Source organism: Saccharibacillus sp. O23, from assembly GCF_002205895.1.
Taxonomy (GTDB): domain Bacteria; phylum Bacillota; class Bacilli; order Paenibacillales; family Paenibacillaceae; genus Saccharibacillus.
Map to the genome: position 1 here is coordinate 247,941 of NZ_NJDE01000003.1, position 26,763 is coordinate 274,703.

At 59.1% G+C, this 26,763-nt stretch carries 24 protein-coding genes; 12 read left to right on the forward strand and 12 right to left on the reverse strand.

Annotated features, from left to right (window positions below; genetic code table 11):
- Positions 1–189: 189 nt before the first annotated feature.
- On the forward strand, positions 190–828 hold the full coding sequence (udk, locus tag CDO73_RS05130) for a uridine kinase (RefSeq protein WP_088487428.1): 639 nt from the start codon (positions 190–192) through the stop codon (positions 826–828).
- A 129-nt stretch (positions 829–957) separates the two neighbouring features.
- Here udk and CDO73_RS05135 read toward each other — a convergent pair whose 3' ends face one another.
- Positions 958–1,314 carry a nucleotide excision repair endonuclease gene (locus tag CDO73_RS05135; RefSeq protein WP_088487678.1) on the reverse strand — a complete coding sequence of 119 codons (357 nt, stop codon included), beginning with the start codon at positions 1,312–1,314 and terminating at the stop codon, positions 958–960.
- Between the two features lie 202 nt (positions 1,315–1,516).
- On the opposite strand from CDO73_RS05135, the gene CDO73_RS05140 reads away from it, so the two are divergent.
- Positions 1,517–3,028, forward strand: a complete 1,512-nt coding sequence (locus tag CDO73_RS05140) for a DUF2252 domain-containing protein (protein WP_088487429.1) — start codon at positions 1,517–1,519, stop codon at positions 3,026–3,028.
- A 122-nt stretch (positions 3,029–3,150) separates the two neighbouring features.
- Here the strand turns inward: CDO73_RS05140 and ypfJ are convergent, their stop codons facing one another.
- The 3 genes from ypfJ to CDO73_RS05155 all read right to left on the reverse strand — a co-directional run bounded on the left by ypfJ (position 3,151) and on the right by CDO73_RS05155 (position 6,863).
- A complete protein-coding gene (gene ypfJ, locus CDO73_RS05145; protein ID WP_088487430.1) occupies positions 3,151–4,017 on the reverse strand; it encodes a KPN_02809 family neutral zinc metallopeptidase in 867 nt (288 codons plus the stop codon).
- Between the two features lie 187 nt (positions 4,018–4,204).
- On the reverse strand, positions 4,205–5,023 hold the full coding sequence (locus CDO73_RS05150) for an EcsC family protein (RefSeq protein WP_088487679.1): 819 nt from the start codon (positions 5,021–5,023) through the stop codon (positions 4,205–4,207).
- A gap of 298 nt (positions 5,024–5,321) precedes the next feature.
- Entirely contained in the window at positions 5,322–6,863 is a 1,542-nt protein-coding gene (locus CDO73_RS05155) for a sigma-70 family RNA polymerase sigma factor (protein ID WP_088487431.1), read from the reverse strand.
- 188 nt (positions 6,864–7,051) lie between these two features.
- Between CDO73_RS05155 and CDO73_RS05160 the strand changes: the two genes are divergently transcribed.
- Positions 7,052–9,721, forward strand: a complete 2,670-nt coding sequence (locus CDO73_RS05160; RefSeq protein WP_088487432.1) for a DUF4084 domain-containing protein — start codon at positions 7,052–7,054, stop codon at positions 9,719–9,721.
- Positions 9,722–9,990: 269 nt separating this feature from the next.
- Here CDO73_RS05160 and CDO73_RS05165 read toward each other — a convergent pair whose 3' ends face one another.
- Both CDO73_RS05165 and CDO73_RS05170 read right to left on the reverse strand, forming a co-directional pair.
- A complete protein-coding gene (locus CDO73_RS05165; RefSeq protein ID WP_088487433.1) occupies positions 9,991–10,536 on the reverse strand; it encodes a GyrI-like domain-containing protein in 546 nt (181 codons plus the stop codon).
- 92 nt (positions 10,537–10,628) lie between these two features.
- Positions 10,629–11,600, reverse strand: coding sequence for a helix-turn-helix transcriptional regulator (locus CDO73_RS05170; RefSeq protein WP_088487434.1), 972 nt, complete (start codon positions 11,598–11,600; stop codon positions 10,629–10,631).
- 415 nt (positions 11,601–12,015) lie between these two features.
- Between CDO73_RS05170 and CDO73_RS05175 the strand changes: the two genes are divergently transcribed.
- From CDO73_RS05175 to CDO73_RS05185, 3 genes are all read left to right on the forward strand, one after another.
- Positions 12,016–12,639, forward strand: coding sequence for a DedA family protein (locus CDO73_RS05175; protein ID WP_088487435.1), 624 nt, complete (start codon positions 12,016–12,018; stop codon positions 12,637–12,639).
- Positions 12,640–12,738: 99 nt separating this feature from the next.
- Positions 12,739–13,032 (forward strand): putative quinol monooxygenase, encoded by a 294-nt coding sequence (locus CDO73_RS05180; RefSeq protein WP_088487436.1) that lies wholly within the window; start codon positions 12,739–12,741, stop codon positions 13,030–13,032.
- Positions 13,033–13,286: 254 nt separating this feature from the next.
- Positions 13,287–14,279, forward strand: a complete 993-nt coding sequence (locus CDO73_RS05185) for a catalase (protein ID WP_088487437.1) — start codon at positions 13,287–13,289, stop codon at positions 14,277–14,279.
- Positions 14,280–14,450: 171 nt separating this feature from the next.
- On the opposite strand, the gene CDO73_RS05190 is transcribed toward CDO73_RS05185, so the two are convergent.
- Genes CDO73_RS05190 through CDO73_RS05200 form a run of 3 tightly spaced genes read right to left on the reverse strand, consistent with a single transcriptional unit; the run spans position 14,451 to position 16,835 of the window.
- Entirely contained in the window at positions 14,451–15,371 is a 921-nt protein-coding gene (locus CDO73_RS05190; RefSeq protein WP_088487438.1) for a TIGR02452 family protein, read from the reverse strand.
- Positions 15,372–15,375: 4 nt separating this feature from the next.
- Positions 15,376–15,933: a riboflavin biosynthesis intermediates N-glycosidase gene (locus CDO73_RS05195; RefSeq protein ID WP_088487439.1), complete on the reverse strand. Its 558-nt coding sequence runs from the start codon at positions 15,931–15,933 to the stop codon at positions 15,376–15,378.
- On the reverse strand, positions 15,930–16,835 hold the full coding sequence (locus tag CDO73_RS05200; protein WP_088487440.1) for an NUDIX hydrolase: 906 nt from the start codon (positions 16,833–16,835) through the stop codon (positions 15,930–15,932). The genes CDO73_RS05195 and CDO73_RS05200 overlap by 4 nt, the downstream gene beginning before the upstream one ends.
- Positions 16,836–17,139: 304 nt before the next feature.
- On the opposite strand from CDO73_RS05200, the gene CDO73_RS05205 reads away from it, so the two are divergent.
- On the forward strand, positions 17,140–17,985 hold the full coding sequence (locus tag CDO73_RS05205) for a YkgJ family cysteine cluster protein (protein WP_256972571.1): 846 nt from the start codon (positions 17,140–17,142) through the stop codon (positions 17,983–17,985).
- Between the two features lie 97 nt (positions 17,986–18,082).
- Here the strand turns inward: CDO73_RS05205 and CDO73_RS05210 are convergent, their stop codons facing one another.
- Both CDO73_RS05210 and CDO73_RS05215 read right to left on the reverse strand, forming a co-directional pair.
- The gene (locus tag CDO73_RS05210; RefSeq protein WP_088487441.1) at positions 18,083–18,256 is read right to left on the reverse strand and encodes a DUF3934 family protein; all 174 of its coding nucleotides are present in this window, start codon (positions 18,254–18,256) and stop codon (positions 18,083–18,085) included.
- A 155-nt stretch (positions 18,257–18,411) separates the two neighbouring features.
- The gene (locus CDO73_RS05215; RefSeq protein ID WP_088487442.1) at positions 18,412–19,380 is read right to left on the reverse strand and encodes a radical SAM protein; all 969 of its coding nucleotides are present in this window, start codon (positions 19,378–19,380) and stop codon (positions 18,412–18,414) included.
- Positions 19,381–19,710: 330 nt separating this feature from the next.
- On the opposite strand from CDO73_RS05215, the gene CDO73_RS05220 reads away from it, so the two are divergent.
- The 5 genes from CDO73_RS05220 (at position 19,711) to CDO73_RS05240 (ending at position 24,814) form a co-directional block, all read left to right on the forward strand.
- A complete protein-coding gene (locus tag CDO73_RS05220; protein ID WP_088487443.1) occupies positions 19,711–20,931 on the forward strand; it encodes a branched-chain amino acid ABC transporter substrate-binding protein in 1,221 nt (406 codons plus the stop codon).
- A gap of 99 nt (positions 20,932–21,030) precedes the next feature.
- A complete protein-coding gene (locus CDO73_RS05225) occupies positions 21,031–22,017 on the forward strand; it encodes a branched-chain amino acid ABC transporter permease (protein WP_088487444.1) in 987 nt (328 codons plus the stop codon).
- Positions 22,018–22,084: 67 nt separating this feature from the next.
- A complete protein-coding gene (locus CDO73_RS05230) occupies positions 22,085–23,380 on the forward strand; it encodes a branched-chain amino acid ABC transporter permease (protein ID WP_088487445.1) in 1,296 nt (431 codons plus the stop codon).
- Complete coding sequence (locus tag CDO73_RS05235) at positions 23,322–24,113, forward strand: ABC transporter ATP-binding protein (protein WP_088487446.1); 792 nt, start codon at positions 23,322–23,324, stop codon at positions 24,111–24,113. The genes CDO73_RS05230 and CDO73_RS05235 overlap by 59 nt, the downstream gene beginning before the upstream one ends.
- Positions 24,110–24,814 (forward strand): ABC transporter ATP-binding protein, encoded by a 705-nt coding sequence (locus tag CDO73_RS05240; protein ID WP_088487447.1) that lies wholly within the window; start codon positions 24,110–24,112, stop codon positions 24,812–24,814. The genes CDO73_RS05235 and CDO73_RS05240 overlap by 4 nt, the downstream gene beginning before the upstream one ends.
- 177 nt (positions 24,815–24,991) lie before the next feature.
- Here the strand turns inward: CDO73_RS05240 and CDO73_RS05245 are convergent, their stop codons facing one another.
- Entirely contained in the window at positions 24,992–26,575 is a 1,584-nt protein-coding gene (locus CDO73_RS05245; protein WP_088487448.1) for a histidine kinase N-terminal 7TM domain-containing diguanylate cyclase, read from the reverse strand.
- Positions 26,576–26,763 lie beyond the last annotated feature (188 nt).

Below are 26,763 nucleotides of genomic sequence, written 5' to 3' on the forward strand. Positions count from 1 at the left end.
GGCCGGTTGCATCGTGCGCAATCCATTTTGCGCGGCAGCAGGCAGGCAATCGCGGAAATTTCAAAAAAGCGTCGTACAAGCCTCGATAATCGGACAAAATCGGGTGAAAAAAAGGCGATGCTATGCTACAATATCGAAATTGCAAACAATCGCAATGTGCCAGCATCTTAGGGAGGTTTATCGATCGCCATGCTTACAATTGGTATCGCCGGAGGCACGGGTTCCGGCAAGACGACGGTCGCAAGGTCTGTCATCGACCGGCTCGGCGCCGGGAAAGTCACTTTCATATCACAGGACAACTACTATAAAGATCATCCTGAGTTGAGCTTCGAAGAGCGCGGCGCGATCAATTACGATCATCCTTTCGCGTTCGACAACGATCTGCTCGCGTCGCACCTGAACGATCTGAAGGAAGGACGCGTCGCCCATGCGCCGGTCTACGACTTCACGGTACACGCGCGTTCCGCGGACAAGACGGTCGAACTGAAACCGAACAATATCGTGATCATCGAAGGCCTGCACGTATTGTCGGACGAAAATCTGCGCAAACAGCTCGATATCAAGGTATTCGTGGATACCGATCCGGACGTGCGCATTCTGCGCCGCGTGCTGCGCGACATCGAAGAACGCGGCCGCAGCATCCGTTCGGTCCATGACCAGTATCTCGGAACGGTCAAGCCGATGCACGAAGCGTTCATCGAACCTTCCAAGAAATACGCCGATCTGATCATTCCGGAAGGCGGACATAACGAAGTCGGCATCCAACTGCTGTCGATCCTGACGGAGAAATACCTGTCGGGCGACCATCAATGGAACCGCCGCTCGTAATCGAAGCGCGGGGAACTTTTCCCTATGACAAAAAGCTTATCTTCGCGAGGACGCTTGACGTTCCTCGGACGAAGATAAGCTTCTTTTTTTGCGTAGGCCGAACGGATTCGGCTGAACGGACGAAGTCGCCTACTTGTAGAACACCTTGTCCACGTTGTATTTGGCGCGTCCTTCGTTGATGATGTACGTCTCGTAGATCTCGCGCTCCGTCGGATCGGTCACCAAGCAGACGTCGATGCGGCGCACTTCGTCCCGGTGATTCTTCATCGGCGATACGCTGTCTTCGAAATGCTTTTTGATGCGCGGTCTCAGTTTGCGGGCTTTGCCCACGAACAGCAGCTCGTCCTGCTCTCCGTAGAACATGAAGATGCCGCCTTCTTCGCGCGTGATCAGATGGAAATCGGTAAACCCGTAAATATGGCTGAGCTGCGGATTCTCCTGCTTCTCGATCGAGACGTCCGGCTTCGGTACGGTAATTTGAATCATGCTTGTCACTTCCTCGTTTGTCGGTTGGCCGATTCGGCCCGCCGCCCGCGCTCTCGCGCTTCCGGCGCTGACCATCCTATCACAGAATCTTCTCCGGCGCCATGAAAATCGAGCGGTACCGCAACCTGCGCCCGCGTCCGCGCGTATGCTTGTGCATACCGCAATTCGTTCCTTATCCGATCCATAGAAGGAGTGCAGGTTCATGTCCACAATCAACGCGAGCATTACGGAAGGCGTTCTTCGCACGCGCAAAAAGCTGCGCCAAGATACGCTCGTCTCGATCTTCGAAGAGTTCGACGGCGAACGGATGGCGCTTAGCGACGCCAAACGTTCGGAGAAATACCGCAAGATGGCGCTCAGCCCGTTTTCTTTCTACCGGGGCAGCGCGTATTTGTTCTATTTCGACGTGACCCGGCAGTATTTCCCTTACCACACGCCGAAAGAACGGCCGACGTGGGTGCAGGGCGATCTGCATTTCGAGAATTTCGGCGCGTTCCAGAGCGAATCGGGGCGAATCGTCTATGACGTGAACGACTTCGACGAAGGGTATGTCGGTTCGTATCTGTACGACGTCGTGCGCATGGCCGTCAGCATCATGCTGGTCGCGCGCCAGCTGGATTATTCGCCGGAAGAACAGGTCGAAGCGGCCGCGCATTATCTGCGTTCGTATTACAAACAGATCGACAAGTTCGCTTGCGGCAAAGACGATCCGGCCGACTTCGTCGTCGATTCGGACTGCGCCAAAGGCCAGATCCGCAAGCTGCTTCGCAAACTGGAGAAACGTCAGCAGGGTCATTTTCTGGAGAAAGTGACGGCTCGGATGCAGGGCGGACGGGCATTCTTGGAGAACGACGAACTGGTTCAGCCGACGGCCGAGGAGCAGGCGGGATTGGAACAGGCTTGGCCGTTCTACATGGATACGCTGCTCTGCCGCAAACCGGGCGACGAACATTACCGGATCAAAGACATCGCGGTCAAACACGGTTCCGGCACCGCCTCGATCGGTCTCGACCGCTTCTACGTGCTGATCGAAGGCGGTTCGGCCAAATCGACGGGCGATCTGGATTCCGACGATACCGTGCTCGAAGTCAAAGAAGTCCGGGTACCCGTTCCCGCCTACTTCATGCCGTATTCCGAATCGTTCTGGGAAGTCTTCTCCCATCAAGGCAAACGGGTCACCGCCACGCAGCAGGCGATGCACCACGAAGCCGATCCTTATCTGGGCTTCCTGACGATCGACGGGCGTCATTTCTACGCGCGCGAACGTTCGCCGTACAAGAAACGCCTCAAGCTCGAAGACCTCAAAACGACCGAAGATCTGGAAAAAGCGCTGACGCTGATGGCCCGCCTGACGGCCAAGATGCATGCGCGCGCCGATTTCGACGTCAGTCTAGGCATTCTGCCTTATCACAGCGAAAAAGAGATTCGGAAGGCGATGGGCGACGACCCGGAATCTTTCGCCAAACATATCGCGCAGTTCGCTTATGCCTATGCCGACGTGGTGGAACGCGATTACGCGCTGTTCACGGAATGGATCGACCGGCGTTTCCCGAATGCCCGGGCGGCGGACGCTTCGGCAGCGCAGGGATCGACCGAAACGGCGGCGGAACCGGCCATGGAAGACGGCGTGACGGTAGAACCGGCGGCGCGGGAAGAAACGGCAGCGGATCGGGCAGCTCTCGAAGAAACGTCCGCTTGCGAAAGCGAACGATAAAAGACGAGCAGCATCTGCGGGGAACCGCTTCGAAACGAAAAAGACCTTGCTCTCCGCCATGACGCGGAAAGCAAGGTCTTTTTTGCGCTGCGCTTTTGTTCGCGCGCCCTAAAGCTTCGGCTCTACCTCAAGCTGCCGCCGAACGTGTCGCCGCCTTCGATCGTGCCGCTCTCATAGCCTTTGTAGAACCAAGATTTGCGCTGTTCCGACGTCCCGTGCGTAAAGCTGTCCGGCACCACGTAACCTTGCGATTGCAGCTGGATGCTGTCGTCGCCGACCGCGCTCGCCGCCGTCAGCGCTTCGTCGAGGTCGCCCTGATCCAGCAGCTTCTTGCCCTGCTCGTAATGCGCCCAGACGCCCGCGTAGTAGTCGGCTTGAAGCTCCAGTTTCACCGAATATTTGTTGTATTCGGTCTCGCTGAGCTTGCGGCGCAGCGCGTCGACTTTGCCGCTCGTGCCCAGCAGGTTCTGCACGTGGTGGCCGACTTCGTGCGCCACCACGTAGGCCATCGCGAAATCGCCCGGCGCTTTGAAACGCTGCTTCAGCTCGTCGTAGAAATCGAGGTCGATATACAGCTTCTCGTCGCCCGGGCAGTAGAACGGACCGACGGCCGAGCTGGCCGTGCCGCAGGCCGACTGCACGCTGTCCGTGAACAGCACGAGCTTCGGATTGCGGTACGTCATGCCGTTCTCTTTAAACACCTGTCCCCAAACGTCTTCGGTATCGGCCAATACGACCGAGACGAAGTCGGCCAGCTCTTCTTCCTGCGCCGTTCCTTGATAATTGCCCGCCGACTGGGTCTGGGCCGTCTGGGTCGAAGATCCTCCGTTCAGCAGATCGGACGGATTGCCGCCGAGCAGCATCACGATGATCACGATGACGATCCCGCCTACGCCGAGACCGCCGCCGACCATCAAGCCGCCCCCTCCTCCGCGCTGTCCCCGCCGGTCCTCCACGTTGCGGCTCTGCCTTCTGCCTTTCCAATCCATGCCCGTCCCTCCTTGATGTGCGCGGTATGCCGCTCTCTTCCACAGAATTAACCCGGATCGCGCCCGTCAACGCGGAAGACGTTTTCCGCAGCCGCTCGGGCGCGTCAAAAAGAACCGCCCGGAAAAAGCTCCGAACGGTTCCCGCGCGATTCGCGCCTTGTTTTCGCGATAAGCGAGCCTTTTGCGCCTACTTCTCCTCGCGCCGCAAAGCATCGAGGCGTTCGAGCGCCCGACGTTTGCGGTACAGCATATGCGCCGCTTCGGACACGCCGTCCAACGTCTGGCGATTGGCGAAAGCGCCGAACACGATGCCGGCGACCGGCACGGCCTGAAGCAGCTTTTTCCAACCCCAACTGTCGCGGTACGTCGTCACGACTTCGCGCCAACCTTGAATCTTCGACATGGCCGTGACCGACGGAGGAAGCTTGCCGTCTTCGCCCGCTTTCAGATTCAACTCGCTGAGCACCGCCTGCTTGCCTACGATATCGGACGAAGAGAATTGGAGCACTTTGACGGCGAAGACCCGTTCCGCTTTGTCCCCCGCGTCGTAGCCGTAACATAAGCCGATCTCTTGGATGACTTTCAGCGACAAACCCAGCACGGCCGGAATATCGGCGGCCAGCGTAAATACGCCGCCCACGCCGGTGGTCGCGCCCTGCGCCGTCGCCAGATTGCGGCTCTCGGCGGCCAGACGGGCGGCGGTGCCGTCCATGACCGCGAGCGGATACGGGCCGGATTCCGGCAGTCCCCGTCTGCGGGCTTCGGCTTCCAGCATGCCGACGACCCGGCGGCGGGCGATCAGGTATTTGCCGCCGTTCTGGACATAGTTGCCCAGCTCGTCGAGCAGCGTGCCGATCTTCTGGTGGATGAATTTGGGCGTGACTTTGTCGAGCAGCTTGAACGGCAGGCTTGCGATCCGGTCCCAGATCGGCAGGTTGCGCTGCCCTTTCATCCATTTCTCCGTTTCTTTGAGCGCGGCTTGCAGCTCCGCTTCGCTGTCCGGCACCCGCGTTTCTTCGGTCTCTAAGGCATCCGGCCGAAGAGCGTGTTCTTCTTCGCTTCGGCCTGCTTCGTCTTTTTGTCGCGTCACCTTGTTCCCTCCCCAGTGTCGTCTGTACGCGGCGCATCTTCGCGATGCGGCCGGTTCATTATGAATTACCCTTAATACGCGGGAAAGGAATATCGGTTACGGATAAATTTGCCGAGCGAAACGGCGGCCGCCCGGATCCGCGGGCGATCCGCTCAAGACCGGCCGGGCGATCTCCGGCCCGGTTCGTCGACATTCGAGCGGCGGAACAGGCCGCTTAAGGGCGAAGCGGGCGGCCGGCTTCGAGCCGCAGGCCGCCGACCCGTTCGGGCGCGGCCCCCGCGTCCGCAGGCGCGGCTGCCTCTCCCGCCAGGATGCGCCGTCCCAGCTCGGACGGCGCGAACCGCCGGTTCCCGAAGTTCGGCTCGGACTTGCCGAACTTCGGGAACGCTCCCTCTCCGCTGACCGTCAGCAGCGGAGAAGGGCTTTCCGCCATCCATTCCAGATGGCGGAAGAATTCGAGGTCGCCCAGACCGAGGGCGACCAACTCGTCCGTCGCGAGCCGGAACAGCTCGGCGGGACCGGCCGCGCCGGAAGCGGCGGCTTCGAGCGCCGCCCGCTGGATGCTGCCCAGGCCGTCTTCGGCCGACGGCAATCGGGACAGATGCGCCTCGAACGCGGCGCGGGCGAACGGCAGGGCCGAACTGTCCGCTTCCAGAAAGCGGACATGCTCTTCGAGGTCCGGCGAGCTGTACGCCGACCAGAAGCGGGAAGCGGCCGCGAACTGCTCTTCGCCGACCGGCTGCCAAGTGCCGGAGAGCGTCTTGAGCTGTTCGGGCCGAAGCTGCCCGAACCCGCGGAATAATTCGATCCCCGGGAATTCGCCGATCGAAAGCAGGCTGAGGCGCGTTCTTCCGCGCCGCATCCGCTCGATACGGCCGAGCAGCACCGCCAGCATGGTCTGGTCGAACAGATCGTGTTCGAACCAGAGCACGACTTCCTCGTACTGCTCCAGCTCGCGAAGTTTCCGTTCCTGCTCCGCGCAGCCTTCCAGATAGAACGCGCGGGGAATGCCCAGCTCCCGCTCCAGATATTCGGCGCGGGCGAAGCGCGCCGAAGCTTCTTCCATGTCCGGAAAGACCGGACCGAAAGGATACAGTTCCCTCCAGACGAGAATCTCGCCTTCGATTCCCGCTTCCTGCATCAGCTTGGCCGTATGATCCCCGTTTACGATATGCAGCATATGTCTGCCTCCTTCATACAAGTCGCGGAACGCGGCGTAGAAGTCCGAGACATGCAGCGCCGGCCGCAGCCGGCTGCGCGCGTCGAACAGCCTTTTTTTCAGGGCCGATTCCGAGACGCCGAGGAACTCGGCGCTCTCGCGGACCGAATACCCTTCGAAGTAGAACAACCGGACCGGCAGGCGCAGCTTCTCCGGCAGCGCGTCGATCGAAGCGTGGATCTGCTTCTTCAGCTCGCGCCGCTCGGCAGCCGAAGCCGCATCGGTGGGTTCTTCCGCTTCCTGCGGAAAAGGCGAATGATCCGCCACCGGCAGTTCGGAAGAAGAAGCCCGGCGCCATCTGCGCCCCGCCCGGCGGCGTACGATCGTCTTGAGCCATCCCGCGAACGCCGCTTCCTGCTCCAACCGATGGAGTCCCGCGTAAGCTTCGACAAAGGCTTCCTGTACCGCGTCTTCCGCCAACTGTACGTCGCGCAGCCGCTCATAAGCGACGGCGAAGGCCATCCCTTCGTACTGGCGAACCAACGGCGTCCAAGCTTCCCGATCGCCCGCTTTGGCTTTCTTCACCCATTCCTCCATGCCCATCTCTCCTTCTATGCCCGTTCCTGAAACTATAGTGCCGCCGTCCGTCGGTTCGGTTACCTCTTTTGACCATTTTCCAAAAATAACCTTCTAATGCCGCGTTTTTTCCATACCGATAAAAGAAAAGATCGACTATGATGAAAATAGAACTAAAGAACTATGTGGAGAAAACGAGGGAACCATTTATGCGGAGTTCTGCCAAGGCAGCCGTTGCCTTTTTCTTTGTGATCGGTTTTGTCCTTTTTTATTATTTATGGATTATCTTATGGCGCAACGATCCTCTTTCTACCTTGGGCGGAGATATTCTGTCGTTTCTGGGCAGTCTGATTGCAGCCTTATGGTTGCTCCGAGCCGCCCGACGAACATCCGGCGAGCAGAAAATATTCTGGGCGCTGCTGTCTGCCGGATGCTTCAACTATTGGATTGCGGAAGTCATTTGGCTGTCTCAAGCACAGATCCGAGGATTCGATCCTCCTACTCCGGGTTGGACGGATCTTTTCTACATGCTGCAGGCGCTCTTTTATATGGTCGCGTTCATTTACCCTTTTATCCGGCTCAAAAAAAATCCAAGTACCTTTAAGTTGATTTTCGACATTTGGATTGTCATGGTCGTCGCGGCTACGTTCAGTTTGCATTATCTGATCGGTCCCATTTTGCACAGCGGACAAACCTCTTTGCTGTCCTTGATCGTTGCCCTGTCCTATCCCGTTACGGATCTTGCGCTGTTATTCGGCGCATTGAGTTTGTACGGGGGGAGCGGGGAAATGCTGACCAGATCGTCCAAACGCTTGATCTTCCTTAGTCTGGTCATACAGGCAGGAGTGGATTCGTCTTATGTCTATCTGGTCTCCAAAGGCACTTACGTGTCCGGCAGCCTCGTCGATCCGCTCTTTATGTTGAGCCTGCTGCTTATGGGTTATGCCGGCCTTCGTCAGAAGCCGGAAGCCCGCAAGCCTGTGGCGGAGACTCCCGTGGCGGAGAGCGCAGCTTCTCCGGAAGCTCCCCGCCTTGATATTCCTAGATTATTGGTTCCCTACTCGACCGTCATCATTCTCTTCTCGTTCATGATCTTCAGTTCGGACGGGATAAACGCGTTCACCGTCGGGACGGGAGTGTCCATCCTGCTGGTCATCGTTCGCCAACTGCTCATGATCTGGGAGAACCATCAGCTGATCCTTGATATTCACGGCAAGTCCAAAGCGTTGGAAATCAGCGAACAGCGATACAAGTCGCTGTTCGACTACCATCCGGATGCCGTATATTCTCTGGATCTGGACGGCCATTTCGAGAGCGCCAACGCTGCGTGTTCCGAACTGCTGGAATACGAGCATGAAGAGTTGATCGGTCAATCGCTCAAGACGTTTGTCGAAGACAACCGCCATGCCGAAAATGCGCCGATTCTTTTCCGCACGGGACGCTCGCAGCGTTACGAGACGCTTGTACGAAGCCGAAACGGTCGCAGAAGCATCGTCAGCGTCACTCACGTCCCGATCCGGGTCGGCGGGGAAATCGTGGGCACCTTCGGCATCGGCCGGGACATTACGGAAAACAAACGCAACGAAGAACGGATCCGTTATCTGGCGTATCACGATGCGCTGACCGGACTGCTCAACCGTGCCGCTTTCGACGAACAGTTGAAGCAGACGATTGCCGAAGCGGAATCTTCCGGCGAGAGCTTTGCCGTCGTATTTATCGATCTCGACCGCTTCAAGAACGTCAACGACACGCTGGGACATGACGTGGGCGATCGACTGCTCGTATCCGTTGCCGCCCGATTGAGAACAGCCGTGGAAGCAGACGATCTGGTCGCTCGTCAGGGCGGCGACGAATTCACGCTCATCTTGCGCGGCTTCGAAGACCGGGAGCAGCTTCGCGGGAAGATGCAGCACATCCTCGAAACGTTGAGTCCCACGTATTCGGTAGACGACTATGACATCCTGGCCATGCCCAGCATGGGGCTGGCGGTGTATCCCGTCGACGACGTAACGGCCGGCGGTCTGACCAAAAAGGCGGACATCGCGCTTTACAAGGTCAAGGATAGCGGTAAAGGACATTTTCGTATGTATTGCGAGACCAGTTCCGCCTTTTCCCGAAAGTTTGCTCTGGAAAGAGATCTGGATCAGGCACTTGCGCATAATCAGCTGTTCCTGCATTATCAGCCGCAAATCGACTCGGACACGCAGCGCATTAACGGAGTCGAAGCGCTGCTGCGCTGGAATCACCCGACATTCGGCCCGGTTACTCCTGCGGAATTTATTCCGATCGCGGAAGAGAGCGGACAGATTTTGGAGATTGGACGGTGGGTCCTCGAAGAAGCCTGCGTACAGGCCAAGTTCTGGCAGGACGTCGACATGCCCCTTAAGGTAGGCGTTAATTTGTCGCCCATACAGCTGCATCACCCGGACATCGTCGAACAAGTACGCGACGTTTTGCGGAAAACGGGGTTATCTCCCCAACTGCTTGATCTGGAGATCACCGAAACGGCGGCTCTGCATAAGCCCGAACAAGTGCGGGAGCGGCTGCATCAACTGAAACAATTGGGGCTCACGCTCTCGATCGACGACTTCGGCACCGGCTACTCTTCCTTATCGCAGTTGGAAAGCTTCCCGATCGATAAGCTCAAGATCGCCCGACAGTTTACCCACAAGCTGGAAGATCGTCAGGTGAATCGGAGAATCGTCTCTCATATCGTGGATCTGGCCAAGACGCTGGAGATGAGCGTGATCGCGGAAGGCGTCGAGAGCGAAGCGCAGGCCGCGATCCTGCGCGACATCGAATGCGTGGAGATGCAGGGATTCCTGTTCGGGCGGCCGGTTTCTGCGGCAGAGATCGGACAACGGCTTCGCCGAACGTAATCTCGGGCCGGATCTTTCATGAAGTCCGATAGCGGAGTCCGACGCAGCAGCAGAGTGCGCCGCGCGAGAGAGATCGCGGCCGAGTCGCGATAACGCAAAACGCAAAAAACAGCCCCGCCGATTCCGGCGGGGCTGTTTCGGTTTTCCTTCGAAAGCCGCGTAAACCGTGGGAAATAGCCGACTTCGTAAGCGGTCCGTTTCTGCGTTTCCGTAGGCTTACGAAGCGAAACGGCTGCGCCGACGAGGCGAAATCGCGGCGGCGAATCGTTCTAACGCACCGCGATATAAATCGAGACTTCGGCCGCTTCGGGATCGAAATCCCTCGTGTCGTACAATTCGAAGTCGCCGGTGTAAGCGCGCCGCTCGGACGACTGTTCGTAATAAGCCCAGATCTGTCCCCAAGCTTCCGCGACCACTTCGCCGACCGGTCCTCTGCGCGTCTTGAAGATGCGGTAACGGCTGGCCGGGACGAGCGCGCGCAAGCGTTCCTGCTCCGCCGAAACGAAAGCGCGCGGTTCTTCGGCCGCGTCTTCCGCCGACGCGGCCGCCGATTCGTGGCCGATCACGAGCGTATAAGCGCCGGACGCGTCGCTCTCGTAATCCGTATAGAGCGCATAGATCAGATGCGGATTGGCGACGGAAGAGTCGAGCGGAAGCCCGCTCTGATAATACGTTCTCCAGAGACCCGGGATCAGGCCGTCGGGGCCTTGCTCGGCTCGGTTGGTCGTCCGCGCGGCGAAACCGGTCAAAGAAAAAGACGGCCGGGCTTCTTGCGCTTTCGGCAGGTTATCGGGCAAAGAATGGGCGATGTTCATGTAATCTTCCTTTCTGCACTTGGATCTGCATGTCTTTTGCCCAAGTATACGTTCCGAACCCGGACACCTCTCTGTCCATGTTCGGGAGAAGATTATTCGAATCCTGCAGCGCCTGCCGAGGCTTGCGCGCGCTCGGCGTACGCTTCGACGATCTGCCGCGCTCGGCGCAACAATTCTTCGGCCACCTCCCGAGGAGACTCGACGCGCACTTGATCGCCGTAACTGAGCAGCATCCCGTAGAACCATTCGTCCGCGACGAACAAGCCGCCGACTCTGACGCTGCCGTCCGCCGATTCCGTCAAGCGCGAAGGCTCGAACTGATCGATGACCCTCAGGCGTACGGCCGGCCGAAAATGCAGCGACACGTCGAGCGGAGTTCTCCGATCCCAGTCGTCTTTCCAATCGTAGCTTTCGATCGGAGGCGCGGGTTTCGGCAGGAACGGCTCGCCCGTCTCCCGCAGTTCCAACATGCGAGTCAGACGAAAAATGCGGAATTCGCCGCGCAGCAGGCAGTAAGCCTGCAAATACCAAGTGCCGCCTTTGAGCAGCAGCATGGCGGGTTCGAGCGTCCGGCGGCTCTCGCCTCCGTTCATGTTCAGATAACGGACTTCCACGCGCAGCGATTCCTTCGCGGCCGAACGCAGAAGCTCGATCCGATGCCGCATCGAAGGCCCGCAGTTCCACGGATTAAAGTCGAATACGACGCCCGGTCCGGCAGCCTCGCCGCCCGTGCCGTTCCCGCCCAGCAGCGCTTGGACCTTCTCCGTCAGCTCGTCGAAAGTGCGATCGCCCATAGCCGTCGCCGCCCCTTTGACCGCCGTGCGCAGCGCTTCGATCTCGCCGGGACTCAACATCTGCCGGCCGATCGTGTACCGCTCCATCAGTTCGAATCCCCCGTTCATCCCTTGATGCGAGACGATCGGAATTCCCGCCCGGCACAACGTCTCGATATCCCGATACACGGTCTTCGTCGAGACTTCGAACCGCTCCGCCAGCTCCGCGGCGCTGATGCGCCTGCGATTCAGCAGCAGTATGGTCATCGCCAGCAGTCGATCGATCTTCATAGGTTCCCCTCCTTCGCTTTTGGCTTCTCGCCTTATCCTTCCTCCATTCTATAGCAAACACGCGTTCGAAGGCAGCCCGATCGAAGCTTTTTTCGCTTCTCGGGTCATCCGGCATCCGGAGGGGTAATTTTTGAAAAAGCCTTGTCTTTCGGGCAAACTTGCACCGCGCTTCGCCGATCCTTTAGAATCGGGGAGAGGACATCGCGGCGGGTACCGGGCCCCCTGCCCTCAAGCGGAATCTCGTATGCGAAATTGAAAATTCTTTTCCTTTTCTGAAAATATATCGATATTTACATATCACCTTACGAGACCGAGAACGACGCCGACGCCACTGCCTGCATGACTGCTCAACGCTGCTACAGCCTGCAAGCCCGGGAGCCGGAATCCCGTCAAATCTGATCTGAGGTGAAGAATCATGGAAAACTGGATCACCGACTTTATGAACGAATGGGGTTACATCGGCATCTTCCTGCTGATCGCGCTCGAAAATATTTTCCCGCCGATCCCGTCCGAGGTCATTCTGACCTTCGGCGGCTTCATGACGACGCAAACGGATATGCATATCGCGGGAGTCATCATCGCTTCGACGCTCGGTTCCGTCGCCGGAGCCGTCGCCTTGTACGCGATCGGCGCCGTCATGAAGCAGGAACGGATGGAACGGTTGATCGTCAAATACGGCAAATGGCTGCGGCTCAAAAAGGAAGACGTCGGCAAAGCTTACGGCTGGTTCGACCGCTTCGGCAAATGGGCCGTGTTCCTCTGCCGCCTCGTTCCGCTCGTACGCAGCCTAATCTCGATTCCTGCCGGCAGCGTCCGCATGAATCTGGTCTCGTTCCTGACGCTGACCACATTGGGATCGCTGCTGTGGAACACGGTATTGACCTTTATCGGCAGCGCCGTAGGCGAATCGTGGGAGAGCGTCGTCGGACAGATGGACGTCTTCTCGAACGTCGTCTACGTGATCCTCGGTCTGCTGCTCGCGGCAGGCGCGGTCATCTTCTTCCGCAAAAGAAGCCGCGGCGTCAAAAGCGGTTCGTAAGCCTCGCCGGCGTCAAAATCCGCTTTCGGCGGTATGTAGGTAAGGAACGAACCCGCCGATTGCCGCGGCGGCGCCATTTTTCCGACTGGAGGAGATTCGATGGAAGCCATTACCGTTACCGCTATCGTCAAAGCCAAACCGGGACGCGAACACGAGCTGCGCGGAGAGCTGATCAAGATGATCGGCCCCACCCGGACCGAGTCCGGCTGTCTGGAATACGTGCTGAACGAGTCGATCGAAGACGCCTTGACGTTCGTATTCTACGAACGCTGGGAAAACGCGGACGCCGTTCAAGCCCACCTGGACAGCGAGCATTACCGCGAATACCGGCAGGCCGTCGAAGAATTGGCCGAAAGCCGCACCGCTTACCGGCTGCATCCGATAACGCCCTGACGATACCGGTCGTCCGATCGACATCGGAACGGACTTCGCTCCTCGGTGCGAAGACGGACGGACCGAACATGCCTCAAGCCCCGAAGCCCTTCAAGGCGCTTCGGGGCTTTTCGGTTTCGGCGAGCACGGTTCCTTTCGATTTTCTGGGGTCTCCTGCTTCTGTTTGCGTCTGCCTAGGGTAAAAAAGGTTAATTCCTGTCATTGCGAACAAAAACGACAATCCTGATCGAGAAAGCGAGAGGTGAACGACCGCTATGTCCAGCAATTCCGACCTTCATGCAGCAGCCGGCCTGTCCGGCGGCGCGTCCGAACCTTCCGACGGACGGGAAGCGTTATACCTGACGCCCGCGGAAGAAGCCGTCGACGAACTCGAACGCGTATCCGGCCTCCATCCGGGCTACCGGCGCGCGCACGCCCGGGGATTCTGCTGCCGCGCTTCTTTCCTGCCGAGCGGCAAAGCGGCGGCTTTCACGACGGCCCCTCATCTTCAGGAACGCGAAGTCAAAACGATCGTCCGATTCTCGGGCAGCTCCACCGATCCCGCGATGGCGGATCTGCTGTCGCCGGCCAAAGGCATGGGCGTCCAGTTCCTGCTTCCGGACGGAACCCGCTCCAGCATGGTGGGCGTCACCGTTCCGGTCTTTTTCGCCCGGACGCCGGAGTCGTTCATGGAGATGCTGACCACGCTCAACCGCACGAAAGCGGGACGCATGCCGAAGACCGAAGCGCTGCGGCGTTTCGCGCGCCACTTCGGCGAGAGCCGGCAGAGCCTGCTCGCGCTCAAGCGGCTGAAGCCGCCCGCCAGCTACGCGACCAACCTGTATTACTGCATTCACGCCTACTTCCTCGTCGACGAAGAAGGACGCCGGCGGCCGGTCAAGTTCGAATGGATTCCCGATTCGGGCGTGCAGACGCTGTCGATCCACGACGCGGCGGCGATGCCCGACGACTATCTGGAAAAAGAACTGGAGCTGAGACTGCTGTCGCAGCCGCCTTCGTTCAAGCTGAACATCGTGTTCGGCGAAGAAGGCGACCCGACGGACGATCCTACCAAACGCTGGCCGAGCGATCGCCGCCGCATCGACGCCGGACGCCTCGTGCTGCTGGAACAGATTCCCGAGCCACCGGGGCTGATCATGGACCCGACGGCCGTCCCGGACGGCATCTCGCTGTCCGACGATCCGATCCTGAATTTCCGCCGCGACACGTACGCCGAGTCGCTTAAGCGGCGCAGCGGCGGGCATTGACCTTTTCGCATTCCGCCCGGACGTTCGGCCGGAACGCGAAAAACGGCTCCGAAGAGCCGCTTATTCTGTTCGTATACCCGGCCTCGCGGCCGGGTTTTTCGCCGTGCCGGAACCGTCGCTCGGACCGGGACCGCCACATACGGATTCCGCGTTTCCGTTTGGACGGTCCGCTTACAAAGCCCGGCCCCAGATCCGCTCGAACGCGCGTATCGTTCCGCCGCCTTTCGAACGGTCGAGCACCGCGAACACGACGCGATCGAAATGCGCGGCCCAACCTTCGCCGTCCAACAGACGCCGCCACCAATCGGCTACGTCGGCGGGATCGTTACCGAACACGCCGCAGCCGTAAGCTCCGAGCACCAGATTGCGGTCGCCGCGCTCCGCGAAGATCGCCAGCGCGAGGCGCATTCGTTCCAGCATGACCGCTTTGGCGCGCACCGGATCTTCGCCTTGGCGCAGCACCTCGCCGTAATTGACGGCGGGCAGCGTCAGCACGGACGCCAGAAACGGCGGCGCGACCAGTTCGAAGTTCTCGTTGCGGAAAAAGACCACGTCCGGCGAGTAGATCGCATGATGCGTGTACATCATCGTGCCGCTTTTGCGATTCGATTGATAATAGCGAGGATGTCGGAGCTGCGAAGGATATAATCCGCTCGAGGCCGCCAGCGCTTCTTCCTGCGCCATCGCTCCGTTCAGGAATCCGCCGCCGGCGTTCTTCGCGCTGGCGAAGTTCAGGACTCCGATCCGATCGAAGCCGCCTGCCGTCAAATCCCGGATCGCTTTTACCGCCGACTGGTTGACGACGCGGTAATCCGTCCGTCCCTGCGGACGAAGATCCGCTTCGCCGTCTGCCGAATCGCGGCTTCCGTCGTTCGCTCGGGAAGCGCGCAGAAGTTCCGCGGCCTGTTCGGGCGTGATCAACACGCTGTCTTCTTCGCTATGCCGCTGCGCTTCCCGAATTTCGATCTCTTCGCCGCGGCCGTAATAAACGCCGGTCTCGGCGATCTTGACCGTCTCGGCCGCGATCCGTCTCATCCGGTCGCGCGCTTCTTTGCGGCTGTCTTGTCTCTGTCCGTTCGTTCTCGTATCCATAACCTTATCGTCCCTCCTTGATCAGTCCGTCCCGCGCCTCGCTCAAAGCGAATCCGAGCAGGTTGCTTCCCCGCCATTTGGCCGGATTCTCGACCTGCGGATCGTCTTTCGCCATGCCGATGCCCCAAATCCGGTCCACCGGACTGGCTTCGACCAGAATGCGCTGCTGCGTGCCGCGCAGAAAAGCCCATAGTTCGTCGTTCTGACGGAATTTTTCCCGGCTCGCGCGCAGCACGATGCCGTAAGATTCTTTTTCCCAGACCTTACCGTCGAAGTTCCGCACTTCGCGGCCGAACGCTTTCATCTGCTTCGGATGTTTGGCCTGCAAAATCTTCGACCGCGCTTCTTCGTCCCCGAACAGCCGCGCCTTCTCCGCCATCATGTACTGCTCGGCGCAGCTGTAGCCCACTTCGTCGATCTCGAAGCGGCTCGGCCACCATTGGCTCAAGCAGCTCGCGTCGACGATTCCCGCGTGCTTGGGGGTATGCCCCCAGAAAAACAAATATTTGAGCCGCTGCCCCGCGCGATGCGCCCGACGCAGCTGGTCCAAGTTATAAATCATCGGTAATCGCCCCATTCTTCGCGGCTCCGCCGATACAATCTCGACGGCCTATGCCCCGCGTTTTCCGTATATTGATCGCTTTTTTCGACCAACGGCTCCGCTTTCCGCCGAAAAGCCGCTTTGAGCAGTTCGCGGTCCAGAATCGCTTCGTAGACCTGCTGCAGCTCCGTCAAGGTAAACAGTTCCGGCATCAGATGCAGCGCCAGATCGCTCTCCTCGACGCGTCCTCGCAGCCGTTCGATCGCCATCGCGATAATCTTCGCATGATCGAACGCCAATCCGCGGTTCTCCGCGATCCGGTATTCTTCGGCCGACGCGCGGTTCGTGCGCGTGCGCCGATGTTCGACGACCGCTTGCAGTTCGGTCTCTTCGCCTTCTTCCGTTTCCAGCGTCAGCTTCAGATCGAAACGCCGGATATGCAGCACGCCGCCTTCTTCGAGCCGTTCGCGGCTGTCTCCGCGCAGGCGGTACGTCAGCTTGAACCATGCCGCATGCTCCGCGTCGTCGCCCGCTTGAATCTTCAAGCCTCGGCTGTCCACGAGCGCCATGTACGCGCAGCTCATGACCCATGTCCGCGGATCGCGTCCTACGTCGCTGAACGTGTGCAGCTGCTCCAGATAGACGCGGTCCACGCCGGTCTCTTCGCGCAGTTCGCGCTCGGCGGCCTGCTCGATCGTCTCGGTCGGACGCACGAATCCGCCGGGCAGCGCCCAGCAGCCGAGATACGGATGGCCGCCCCGCCGGATCAACAGCACCCGAAGCGAACGCTCCGGCAGCTTGCGATAATTTTCCGTTTTTTCGTCCGACACGGTAAAAATCACCATGTCCGCCGCCATCGACGGCCGCGCGTAATCGCCCGCGTCGTAGCCGGCCAGAAACTCTTCTTCCGTCAATCCGTTCATGTCTGTCAGCGTCGGTCTGTCCGGTCTTCCGTTTGTCCGATCCGTGATCCTCGCCCCCGTTCTCGCCCGCTTCGACCTGCGGAATACGCGGGAAGCGAAGCGTCTTTGTTCGTTCTTTTCTGATATTATCTAAATGTTACTAACAAAGATAAGACTTTTCGCGCCTGCTGTCAAGCTGCCCGGAATACCGAGGCGACGAGCGGCAAAAATTTCCTTCCGGAAGGCGCGGGCGTATAATGGGAACAGACTCCGGAACTCGGCTTGCGTTCGAGAACCGGAACTCCAACTCGAGGAAGTGAAGGTTATGCCGAATATGCCCGACGGCGAAGCGGCCCCGATGCCATCGGAAGGAAACGAGCCCTGCTTCTGCGGAAGCGGACGCAAGATGCGGCTCTGTCATAAAAGCGCTTCTCCGGACAGCCGGGCGGCGCGAATCGTCCGGCTCTACCGGGAAGTCGAGCAGGAGATCGCCGACTACCGGGCAAGCAGCCCCAAGCAGCCGCCGTGCCGGGAAGGATGCAGCTCCTGCTGTTCGGATTATTTCCCCGTCTCCCAAGTCGAATTCGAGCTGCTGCTCGTCTATATGGAGCGCCATTGGAGCAAAGCCGAGATCGAAGAAGCGTTCGATCGGGCCGAAGAGAACCTGCTGGCGCTTAAGCAGGAGAATCCTCCGATGTACGATTCTTTGACCCGCCCCGTCGATCGCAAAGGCGAGCTGGAAGCGGTGCGGCATCATGCCGGCCGCAACAGTTTCCCCTGCCCGCTGCTCGACCGGGAGAACGGGCGCTGCCGGGTCTATCCGGCCCGGCCGTTCCTCTGCCGCACGCACGGCAGCTCGCATACGTTCTACGGCGGTTGGCGCGAACGGCTTCAACCGGAACGCATCTGCGAGCATATCGACGGCGGCCGCGCGCATCGCAAGATCACGCCCAATATCGCGGACTATTGGCCGCGTTACGAAGAACTGGCCGACGTGCGGGTCGGTCCGCAGCGCCGGCTGCTGCGCCAATACCCGATCTTCTACTGGCTGGTGCTGTACGGCCGCCACGGCGGAGGCAAGACGACCGCATTCGGCGGCCGCGACAATTTCGATCTGCCGATCGGCGAGCACAACGCCCGCATGGCGGCTCACGGTTCGGCGACGAACTGAAGCGCGGCGAGCCGCCGGAACGACGAAAAGACCGTTTCTTCTCCTCTTCGCGAGGAAAGGAAACGGTCTTTTGCTTGTCTTTTTTCGATCGGAACCCTTATTGACTCCGCGGACCGGCCGCGTCGGATTTGTTCTCGTCGCTCTTGCTTTCCGCTTTGCCTTTGGACTTGTACGGCTTCGGCGCGTTTTTTTTCTTGTTGTCGGCCTTCTGCCAGCGGTTCCAGCCTTTTTTGCCCGTTCCGCGGCCCGTGCCGCCTTTCTTGCTTGCCATCGGTTTGCTCGCCTCGCTTTCGCGCCCCGCGCCTTCCTTCTCGGCATTGCCGGCCGGATGCGCATGAACGTCTATCGTCTTATCCTACGTCAGGGAAAGCTCCCGCACAAGGGCGAAGAACGCAATCGGCGGCAGAAAATGTTCGAGCGCCCGCTTTACGCGCCCGCCGGGAACAGCGCGTCATAAGCCGGACAAGGCAGCCGCTCCAAGAAATCCGCCAGCGCTTTCGGCCGGTTCGCGTAGATCGTTTTGAGATCCGTCCCTTCGTAGACATTGCCGATCACTTCCGGGCGGCACAGCTCGCAGATCAGGATATCGCCGTTGCCGTGCAGATGAAGCTGCTTTTTGCCGTCCACGCAGTTGGAGAAGTAGACGCCCGGTTCTTCTTGAAATCCCAACTGGTCCATGAAACGGTCCATGCAGGTCAGATACAGCTCCGTATCGGGGCGGCGGTTCGCGATCAGGTCGCGGACCGAACGCACCAACGCTTCGCGCGAAGCCACGGCGTTCCAACCCGGACGCTCCGCATGATCCATCACGATGCTGTTCTGGATCTCGTGGATACGCACGCCCAGCTCGTGCACCTTCGCGCTAATCGCCGGCATATTGTCCTGCGTCGGGCCGAACAGCAGCGTCTCCAGTACCGTCTCCAATCCGTACTTCACGCACAGCTTGATATTCTCGATCACTTTGTCGTAGACGCGCGGGTCCATGCCGTAATAGGCGCCGAACGATTTGGCATCGGTAAAGTTGAACGACAGGTGGATATTCGACAGGCCCGCTTCCTTGAGACGGCGGACGCGTTCTTCGCTCAGCAGGCTTCCGTTGGTATTCAGTTGGGTCGCCAGGCCCCGCTTCGCGCAGTAATCCACGATCTTCACGCAGTCTTCGAAACGCAGCGTCACCTCGCCTCCGGACAGCCGAACGCGCTTGAGCGTCGGAACGTCTTCGATCAGCCGGATCACTTCTTCCGCCCCGATCTTCGATCCGTCGTCCCGGCGGTACGCGCAGCAGTAGTCGCATTTGAAGTTGCAGTTCGACGTCACCCCGACCTCCAATCCTTCCAGCTCGTAGACCCCCGGCGTTTCCAATTCGAGCGCCTTGTATTTATTTTCAGCAGGCAACGCTTTCGACCTCTTCCGCGCAGATTTGCCCCGCTGCCGAACGAGGCGCGGGGGGGATGCTTCGCCATTATATCCAAGAGGGCGCCTGATCCGGTGTGACAAAGCTAACGCTTCAGGCGTTTCGGCCTTTTTATGCCGTCTGTGATCTTTGTTATTTACAAGTTATATATGAGTAATATATATGTTACATTTATTTTCATAGAAACGTTTAAAAGGTATTCATTTCTTGTCTTTTGCAAAATTTTGCTTTACAACCTTTCTTGCGCTTTGTATATTCGGGTCACGAATCGCCTTTGAAAGTTACATAAAGTTACATTAGGAGGAAGAGAGATGAAGAGAAAAACATTGGGGTTTGTATCGATGGCTTTGTTGATGAGTCTGGTAACGGCGTGCGGAAACAGCGGCGGGAACCCGACGGCAAACGGCAGCGAAGCCGCTTCTTCTTCGGGCGGAGCGGCGGGAACGGTCATTAAGATCGCCACGCAGTCTCCGCTGTCCGGTTCCAGCTCGATTCAAGGCGAAGCGATCCGGCTCGGCGCGCAGATGGCGCTGGAAGATCGGGCGAAAGAGTTCAAAGATCTCGGTTTCTCGCTCGAACTGGTGCCTTACGACGATCAAGGCGATGCCAAAAAAGGGGTCGCCAACTCCGAAATGATCGGCGCGGATCAAGCCGTGCTCGGCGTCATCGGCCATCTCAACTCCGGCGTCTCGATCCCTTCCTCCGTCGTATACGAGAAATACAACATCCCGATGATCTCTCCCGCCAGCACCGCGACCGAATTCACCGATCGCAAGTTGAAGGTCGCGAACCGCGTGGTCGCGCGCGACGATTTTCAAGGACCGGCGGGCGCGCAATACGCCGTCAACGAACTGGGCGCGAAGAACATCTTCGTCATTCAGGACAAGACCGCTTACGGACAAGGGCTGGCCGAAGCGTTCCGCGACGAAGCGCAGAAGCTCGGAGCGACGATCGCCGGTTACGAAGCGATCACGGTCGGCGAGAAAGACTTCAACGGCGTGCTGAATATCGCGCTGAGCAAGAAGCCGGACTTCATCTTCTTCGGCGGCCTGTATGCCGAAGGCGGACTGCTGGTGAAGCAGGCGCGCGAAAAAGGCATCACGGCCCCGTTCATGGGCGGCGACGCGCTCGATTCTTCCGGCATGGTCGAGATCGCGGGCGACAGCGTGAAAGACTCTCTGTACAGCTCCGTCGCGACGGATATCACCAAGTCGGCGGAAGGCAAAAAATGGGCCGATCGCTATAAAGAAAAATTCAGCAAAAACGCCGAAGGCTATTCCGTCTACGCTTACGATTCCATGTCCGTCATGCTGAACGCGGTCAAAAGCGCCATCGACGCGAACGGCGGCAAACTTCCGGCGCGCGAAGCCGTCAGAGACGCCGTGCGGGCGACCAAAGACTTCAAAGGCGTCGCGACCGAAGTCTCGTTCGACGATATCGGCGATAACGTCTATGCCAAAGTCTTTATCTACAAATTCGAAACCGCCGCGTATCCGGGCTCTCTGGTCTCCGAAGTCAGCAAACAGAAGTAGGACGTTCTTCGCGAACGAAGCAGCGGACCGGTACCCGCCGAACAAGCGGCCGACCGGTCCTGCTCTTTTGACGGAATCGTACAGAAAGGACGTGCATCCATGCTCGCAAGCATTCTCGGTTCCCTGCCTCAGGTGCTGATCGACGGATTGGCGCTCGGCGCGATCTATGCGGTCGTCGCTCTCGGCTATACGATGGTATACGGCATTCTGGAATTGATCAATTTCGCGCACGGCGAAGTGTTTATGACCGGCGCGTTCGTCGGCACCGCGACGCTGTTCATTTTCGACGATGCGGGTTTCTTGTCTTCCGCGCCCGGTTGGATCGTCTATTTTATCGTGATTCTGATCTCCATGATCGTTACGGGGCTGCTCGGCGTGCTGATCGAACGGATCGCTTATCGGCCGCTGCGCCGCGCGCCCAAGTTGATCTCGCTGATCTCCGCGATCGGCGTCTCCTTCGTCCTGCAGGATCTGATCCGGTTTATCGCGGAGCTGATCACCGGCAACTATATCGTTAGCGGCATCTCGCTGTTCAACGGCAGCTTCCAACTCGGTACCTCGTCGCTGACCTCGAGCTTCAGCGACGCTTTCGTCAAGAACAACACGTTCATCATTCTCGGCGTCGCCATCCTGCTGATGCTCGGCCTCGACCTGTTCGTCAACCGGACGAAATGGGGCGTCGCGATGCGGGCCGTCGCGCAGGACCGGGAAACGGCTTCGCTGATGTCGATCAACGTCAACAAAGTCATCGTGCTGACCTTCTTTATCGGCTCCGCCCTCGGCGGCGCGACGGGCGTCCTGTTCGCCCAGCAGTACGGCACGATCGACCCGTATATCGGCTACATATTGGGTCTCAAAGCGTTCACCGCCGCCGTGCTCGGCGGCATCGGCAATATCCGCGGCGCCATGTTCGGCGGACTCGCGATCGGACTGCTGGAGATGTTCGCCTCGGCCAATCTCGGCTTGATCACGAACGGCAGCTTCGGCTCCGAATACAAAGACGTCTTCGCCTTCGCCATTCTGATCCTCGTCCTGATCTTCAAGCCGGAAGGCTTGTTCGGCCGGGCGGTCAAAGAGAAAGTCTAATCCGACAACGTCCGGCGCGGCGGCCGCTTCGCGAAGCCGAACGCCTCGCCGGGAAAGGAGGAAACCCATGTCCGCGTTCAAGACCGCGCTTCAACGAAACAAATGGCTTCAACTCGGCCTGTTGGCCGCCTTCGTCTTGGTGTCCGCGGCCAGCGTCTATCTGACCGACCGCTCCGTCATCGCGTTCATCCTGCTGCTCGGCTCGCTGCTGCTGCTCTACTACACGACGCTGACGAACGGCGTCAAATGGGCGATCGCCGGGCTGCTGCTGGTCCTGATCATCCCGTTCGCCACGGGCGGCGGCCCTTCGCACGAATCGTACATGGAGGTCGCGACGCAGTGCGGCATCTACGTGGCGATGGCGCTCGGATTGAACATCGTCGTCGGATTCGCGGGCCTGCTCGATCTCGGATTCGTCGCGTTCTTCGCGATCGGCGCTTACACGTACGGCATCTTCGCCACCGGCCAAGCCAACAATTTCATCCCCGGCGACCTGTTTCCGCTCTCGGGCAATTATTTCTGGCTGTTCATCGTGCTCGGAGGCTTGATGGCGGCTCTGTTCGGCGTGCTGCTCGGCCTGCCGGTGCTGCGGGTCAAAGGCGATTATCTGGCGATCGTGACGCTCGGCTTCGGCGAGATCGTCCGGATCATCTTCAACAATCTGGAGAAGCCCGTCAATATCACTAACGGCGCGATGGGCCTCTCGTCGATCAGCCCGCCGAACCTGTTCGGGCTTCAATTCACGTTCCCGCACCAGTTCTATTTCATCGTGCTCGGCATCTTGTTCGTGGTGATCTTCGGCGTGAGACGCTTCGAACATTCCCGCATCGGACGTTCTTGGAAAGCGGTCCGGGAAAACGAAATCGCCGCGCAGTCGATGGGCATCCCGCTGATCCGAACCAAATTGACCGCGTTCGCGATCGGCGCTTCGTTCTCGGGGCTGATGGGCGTGGTGTTCGCGGCCAAACAAACCTTCATCGACCCGTCGAGCTTCACGCTGCTGGAATCGACGACGATTCTCGTCATGGTGGTGCTCGGCGGCATGGGCAGCGTGCCGGGCGTCATTCTCGGCGCCGTGTTGGTGACGCTGCTGAATTTGCAGGTGCTCACCGAATTCACCGGCTGGCTGAACCAATTGTCCATGCAGGGCATCATCAGTCTGCCGAACGCCCTGTCGCCGGTCAAGATGCAGCGCTTCATCTTCGGCGCCATCCTGATCTTGATCGCGATCTTCAGGCCGCACGGCCTGATCTCCGCCAAGAACCGCAAGATTCCGTTATCTCAAGTCAAGGAGGGCGAAGCGAATGAGCATCCTGAAGGTACAAGGATTGGTCAAAAAGTTCGGCGGGTTAACGGCGGTTAACGGCGTCGATTACGCATTCGAACAAGGACGGATCTCCGCGGTGATCGGACCGAACGGAGCGGGCAAAACGACCTTTTTCAACATGATTACCGGCATCTACGTTCCCGACCGGGGCAGCATCGAACTGGACGGGCAGTCGATCGTGAAAGTCAAACCGGACAAGATTACGGATCGCGGAATCGCGCGCACGTTCCAGAACATCCGATTGTTCGGCAGCATGACGGTGCTGGAGAACGTGATGGTCGGCATGCATATCCATCTCAAAGCGGGCATTCTGAGCACGCTGCTGAATCTGCCCGTCGTACGCCGCGAAGAGAAAGAGACGATGCACGAAGCGTACAACCTGTTGGATTACGTCGGCCTCGCGCCTTTTTACAACGAAGAAGCCGCCAGTCTGCCTTACGGCGCGCAGCGTCGGCTGGAGATCGCCAGAGCGCTGGCCGCGAAGCCGAAAGTGCTGCTGCTCGACGAACCGGCCGCCGGGATGAACCCGCGCGAGACGAGCGAACTCACCGATCTGATCCGCCGCATTCAGAAAGAGCGCGGCGTCTCGATCATTCTGATCGAACACGATATGAAGCTGGTCATGGGATTGTCGGATCATATTCTGGTGCTGGACCACGGAGAGAAGATCGCCGAAGGACGGCCGGAAGATATCCGGTCCGATCCCAAAGTGATCGAAGCTTACTTAGGCAAAAGCGCTTTGCGAGACGAGGAGGTCGCGCCGGTATGAGCCTATTGGAGATGAAGCAGGTACAAGCGTATTACGGCGGGATTCACGCGCTGAAAGGCATCACGCTCTCCGTCGAACAAGGCGAGATCGTTTCGCTGATCGGGTCCAACGGAGCCGGCAAATCGACGACGCTCAAAGCGGTCTGCGGTCAGGTCAAGACCAAAGGCGCCATCACCTTCGACGGCAAAGAGATTCAGGCGCAGCCTCCGCACGTCACCGCGCAAAGCGGCATCGCGCACGTGCCGGAAGGCCGGCGCATTTTCCCCAAGCTTACGGTGAAAGAAAATCTGGAGATGGGCGCTTTCTCGGTCCGGGACAAAAAAGTGATTCAAGAGCGGATCGAGCGGGCGTTCGCCCATTTCCCGAGACTGAAAGAACGGTACCGGCAGCAGGGCGGGACGATGAGCGGAGGGGAACAGCAGATGCTCGCGATCGCCCGAGCCATGATGATGAAGCCGCGCATCCTGCTGCTCGACGAGCCGTCGATGGGCCTTGCGCCGGTCATGGTCGATCAGATCTTCGAGATCATCGAAGAATTGAACCGCGAAGGCACGACCATTCTGCTCGTGGAACAAAATGCTTATCAGGCGCTTCAGATCGCCGGGCGCGGCTACGTCATTCAGACCGGCGAGATTCTGATGCAGGGCGACGCGAAGATGCTGCTGCACAGCGAGCTGGTCAAAGAAGCTTATCTGGCTTGAACGCGGCGGCGCGGCGGCACGTTCCGACTTCGAACGCCCGGCCAAGGCCGACGAAAAAGCCGAGTCTCGAAACGGCCCCCGCGCGATGCGCGAAGGTCGAATCCCGACTCGGCTTTTTTACGTTTATTCATTCGGCGGCGATCCGCGCTCGGATCGGCTCGGTCGCCCCGGCGCGCCTCAGTTCGCTTCCAGCGCTTCTTCGCCTTCCGCGTCGCCGTACAAGACGACGCGATTGCGGCCCAACTTCTTGGCCCGGTAGAGCGCCTGATCCGCCTGACGCATCAGCGTCTGCATATCCGGCGCTTCCGGCAGGCCGGAAGCCGGAAGCACATGCGAGACGCCGAAGCTCGACGTGGCGTCGACCTCGCGTCCCTGCGTGACGATCTTCATGCGCTCCACGCCCGAGCGGATCGATTCCGCGACTCCGCGCGCCCGCTCCGGCGAGGTCTCCGGCAGGCACAAGACGAATTCGTCTCCTCCGTACCGGCCGGCGATTCCCGCCTCGCCCAGCACGCCGCGAATCACGTCCGCGACTCCGGCCAATACGAGGTCTCCGGCTTCGTGGCCGAACGTATCGTTGACCTTCTTGAAATGATCCACGTCGAACATGATCACTGCCGCTCCGGAACCGTCGACCGCCAGTTCCCGCAGCGCCCGTTCGGAACGTTCGATCAGCGCTTTTTTGTTGAACAAATCGGTCAGCCCGTCGGTATTCGCCAGCTTCTGAAGCTTCCATTCCAGCATGACCCGCTCCGTAATATCGACGAACGTCACGATGCTGCCCGAGAGGCGGCCGTCGCGATCCCGGATCGGCGAGAAACGCACATGCACGTAAAGCGACTCGCGGCCGTCCAGCCGAAGATCGCATTCGATTCCTTTTTCCAAGCAGTCCGCGATCGAAGAATAACCCGCCAACACGATCGAGGCATGCTGTCCGACGCTTTCTTTGCTCAGATCCGGTACCAGCCTCGACATCGCCCGGTTGTAATCCACCACGATTCGCTGCTCGTTCAGCACAAGCACGCCGTTGCCCATATTGTCGAATATGATCTCCCGGGCGATCGGCACCACGTTGAACATGCGAAACCGGAATACCGCCATGCTGTGAAAAATAAACGAAACGCTGATAAACACCGGTCCGAGATCGATGCCGTACGGACTTTTGCCTGCCAGATAATACAGATTGCCGGCTACCGGCACCAGCATGCCCGCGGTCATCGCCAGCATCTGCAGACGGAACCGCGAACGCGCCCTCTGCATTCGCATGAGCAGAACGCCGACGCCTAACGCGAGGCAGCCGTACAGATAAACCGTGTGCACCAAGTACCAAGGACCTTTGCCCAATTCCACGATCGGAAACGGCACATCGGCGCGAAGGCCGACGGACGTATAATACAAATGATGAAAATCGTTGGTATGCTGAAGCACGAAAGTCATCAAAGGAATCAGAAACAAACCTCTTCTTTTCCACGGTCCTAACTCGATCCCCGCATACTCGAGACACATCAACAGCGTGAACGCCGGCAGGAACGGCAGAGCGAAATATTCGATTCCGATCCAGAATTTGATCTGGGCCAGATCGGCGCTCGTGAGTTCGAACGCGTAACCGAAAGCCAAGATCGCCGCCGACAGCGCGGACAGAATATAATAACGGCCTCCCGGCGCGTTGCGGAAACGGAGCATCGCGTACACCGCGAGAAAAAGGCTCAATGCTCCCCCCATTAGAATGACCGATACGTATACGAGCAATTGCTGCGCCATGTTCACCTACTCCATCCGAGGTCTTCGAAGCTTCTACCCAAACCGTCCGAAAACAACCGACCCGTACGGGTCTTCGACGACGCTCTATGCTCGCCGTCTATGTATTATAAAGCAGTTTAGCTTGCATTAACCATGTCGTATAAGGGGAATCGGCGTCTTTTGTTCTTAACGGCATGACAAAGCCGCTT

Excerpts from the sequence above, each read along its gene's own strand:
- udk (WP_088487428.1), top strand. The coding sequence starts at position 190 with ATGCTTACAATTGGTATCGCCGGAGGCACGGGTTCCGGCAAGACGACG.
- CDO73_RS05175 (WP_088487435.1), top strand. The coding sequence starts at position 12,016 with ATGGAAAACTGGATCACCGACTTTATGAACGAATGGGGTTACATCGGC.
- CDO73_RS05155 (WP_088487431.1), bottom strand. The coding sequence starts at position 6,863 with ATGGAGGAATGGGTGAAGAAAGCCAAAGCGGGCGATCGGGAAGCTTGG.
- CDO73_RS05135 (WP_088487678.1), bottom strand. The coding sequence starts at position 1,314 with ATGATTCAAATTACCGTACCGAAGCCGGACGTCTCGATCGAGAAGCAG.
- CDO73_RS05180 (WP_088487436.1), top strand. The coding sequence starts at position 12,739 with ATGGAAGCCATTACCGTTACCGCTATCGTCAAAGCCAAACCGGGACGC.
- CDO73_RS05140 (WP_088487429.1), top strand. The coding sequence starts at position 1,517 with ATGTCCACAATCAACGCGAGCATTACGGAAGGCGTTCTTCGCACGCGC.
- CDO73_RS05185 (WP_088487437.1), top strand. The coding sequence starts at position 13,287 with ATGTCCAGCAATTCCGACCTTCATGCAGCAGCCGGCCTGTCCGGCGGC.
- CDO73_RS05225 (WP_088487444.1), top strand. The coding sequence starts at position 21,031 with ATGCTCGCAAGCATTCTCGGTTCCCTGCCTCAGGTGCTGATCGACGGA.
- CDO73_RS05170 (WP_088487434.1), bottom strand. The coding sequence starts at position 11,600 with ATGAAGATCGATCGACTGCTGGCGATGACCATACTGCTGCTGAATCGC.
- CDO73_RS05205 (WP_256972571.1), top strand. The coding sequence starts at position 17,140 with ATGCCGAATATGCCCGACGGCGAAGCGGCCCCGATGCCATCGGAAGGA.
- CDO73_RS05195 (WP_088487439.1), bottom strand. The coding sequence starts at position 15,933 with ATGATTTATAACTTGGACCAGCTGCGTCGGGCGCATCGCGCGGGGCAG.
- CDO73_RS05230 (WP_088487445.1), top strand. The coding sequence starts at position 22,085 with ATGTCCGCGTTCAAGACCGCGCTTCAACGAAACAAATGGCTTCAACTC.
- CDO73_RS05240 (WP_088487447.1), top strand. The coding sequence starts at position 24,110 with ATGAGCCTATTGGAGATGAAGCAGGTACAAGCGTATTACGGCGGGATT.
- CDO73_RS05190 (WP_088487438.1), bottom strand. The coding sequence starts at position 15,371 with ATGGATACGAGAACGAACGGACAGAGACAAGACAGCCGCAAAGAAGCG.
- CDO73_RS05235 (WP_088487446.1), top strand. The coding sequence starts at position 23,322 with ATGAGCATCCTGAAGGTACAAGGATTGGTCAAAAAGTTCGGCGGGTTA.
- CDO73_RS05245 (WP_088487448.1), bottom strand. The coding sequence starts at position 26,575 with ATGGCGCAGCAATTGCTCGTATACGTATCGGTCATTCTAATGGGGGGA.
- CDO73_RS05200 (WP_088487440.1), bottom strand. The coding sequence starts at position 16,835 with ATGAACGGATTGACGGAAGAAGAGTTTCTGGCCGGCTACGACGCGGGC.
- CDO73_RS05220 (WP_088487443.1), top strand. The coding sequence starts at position 19,711 with ATGAAGAGAAAAACATTGGGGTTTGTATCGATGGCTTTGTTGATGAGT.
- CDO73_RS05160 (WP_088487432.1), top strand. The coding sequence starts at position 7,052 with ATGCGGAGTTCTGCCAAGGCAGCCGTTGCCTTTTTCTTTGTGATCGGT.
- CDO73_RS05210 (WP_088487441.1), bottom strand. The coding sequence starts at position 18,256 with ATGGCAAGCAAGAAAGGCGGCACGGGCCGCGGAACGGGCAAAAAAGGC.
- CDO73_RS05165 (WP_088487433.1), bottom strand. The coding sequence starts at position 10,536 with ATGAACATCGCCCATTCTTTGCCCGATAACCTGCCGAAAGCGCAAGAA.
- ypfJ (WP_088487430.1), bottom strand. The coding sequence starts at position 4,017 with ATGGATTGGAAAGGCAGAAGGCAGAGCCGCAACGTGGAGGACCGGCGG.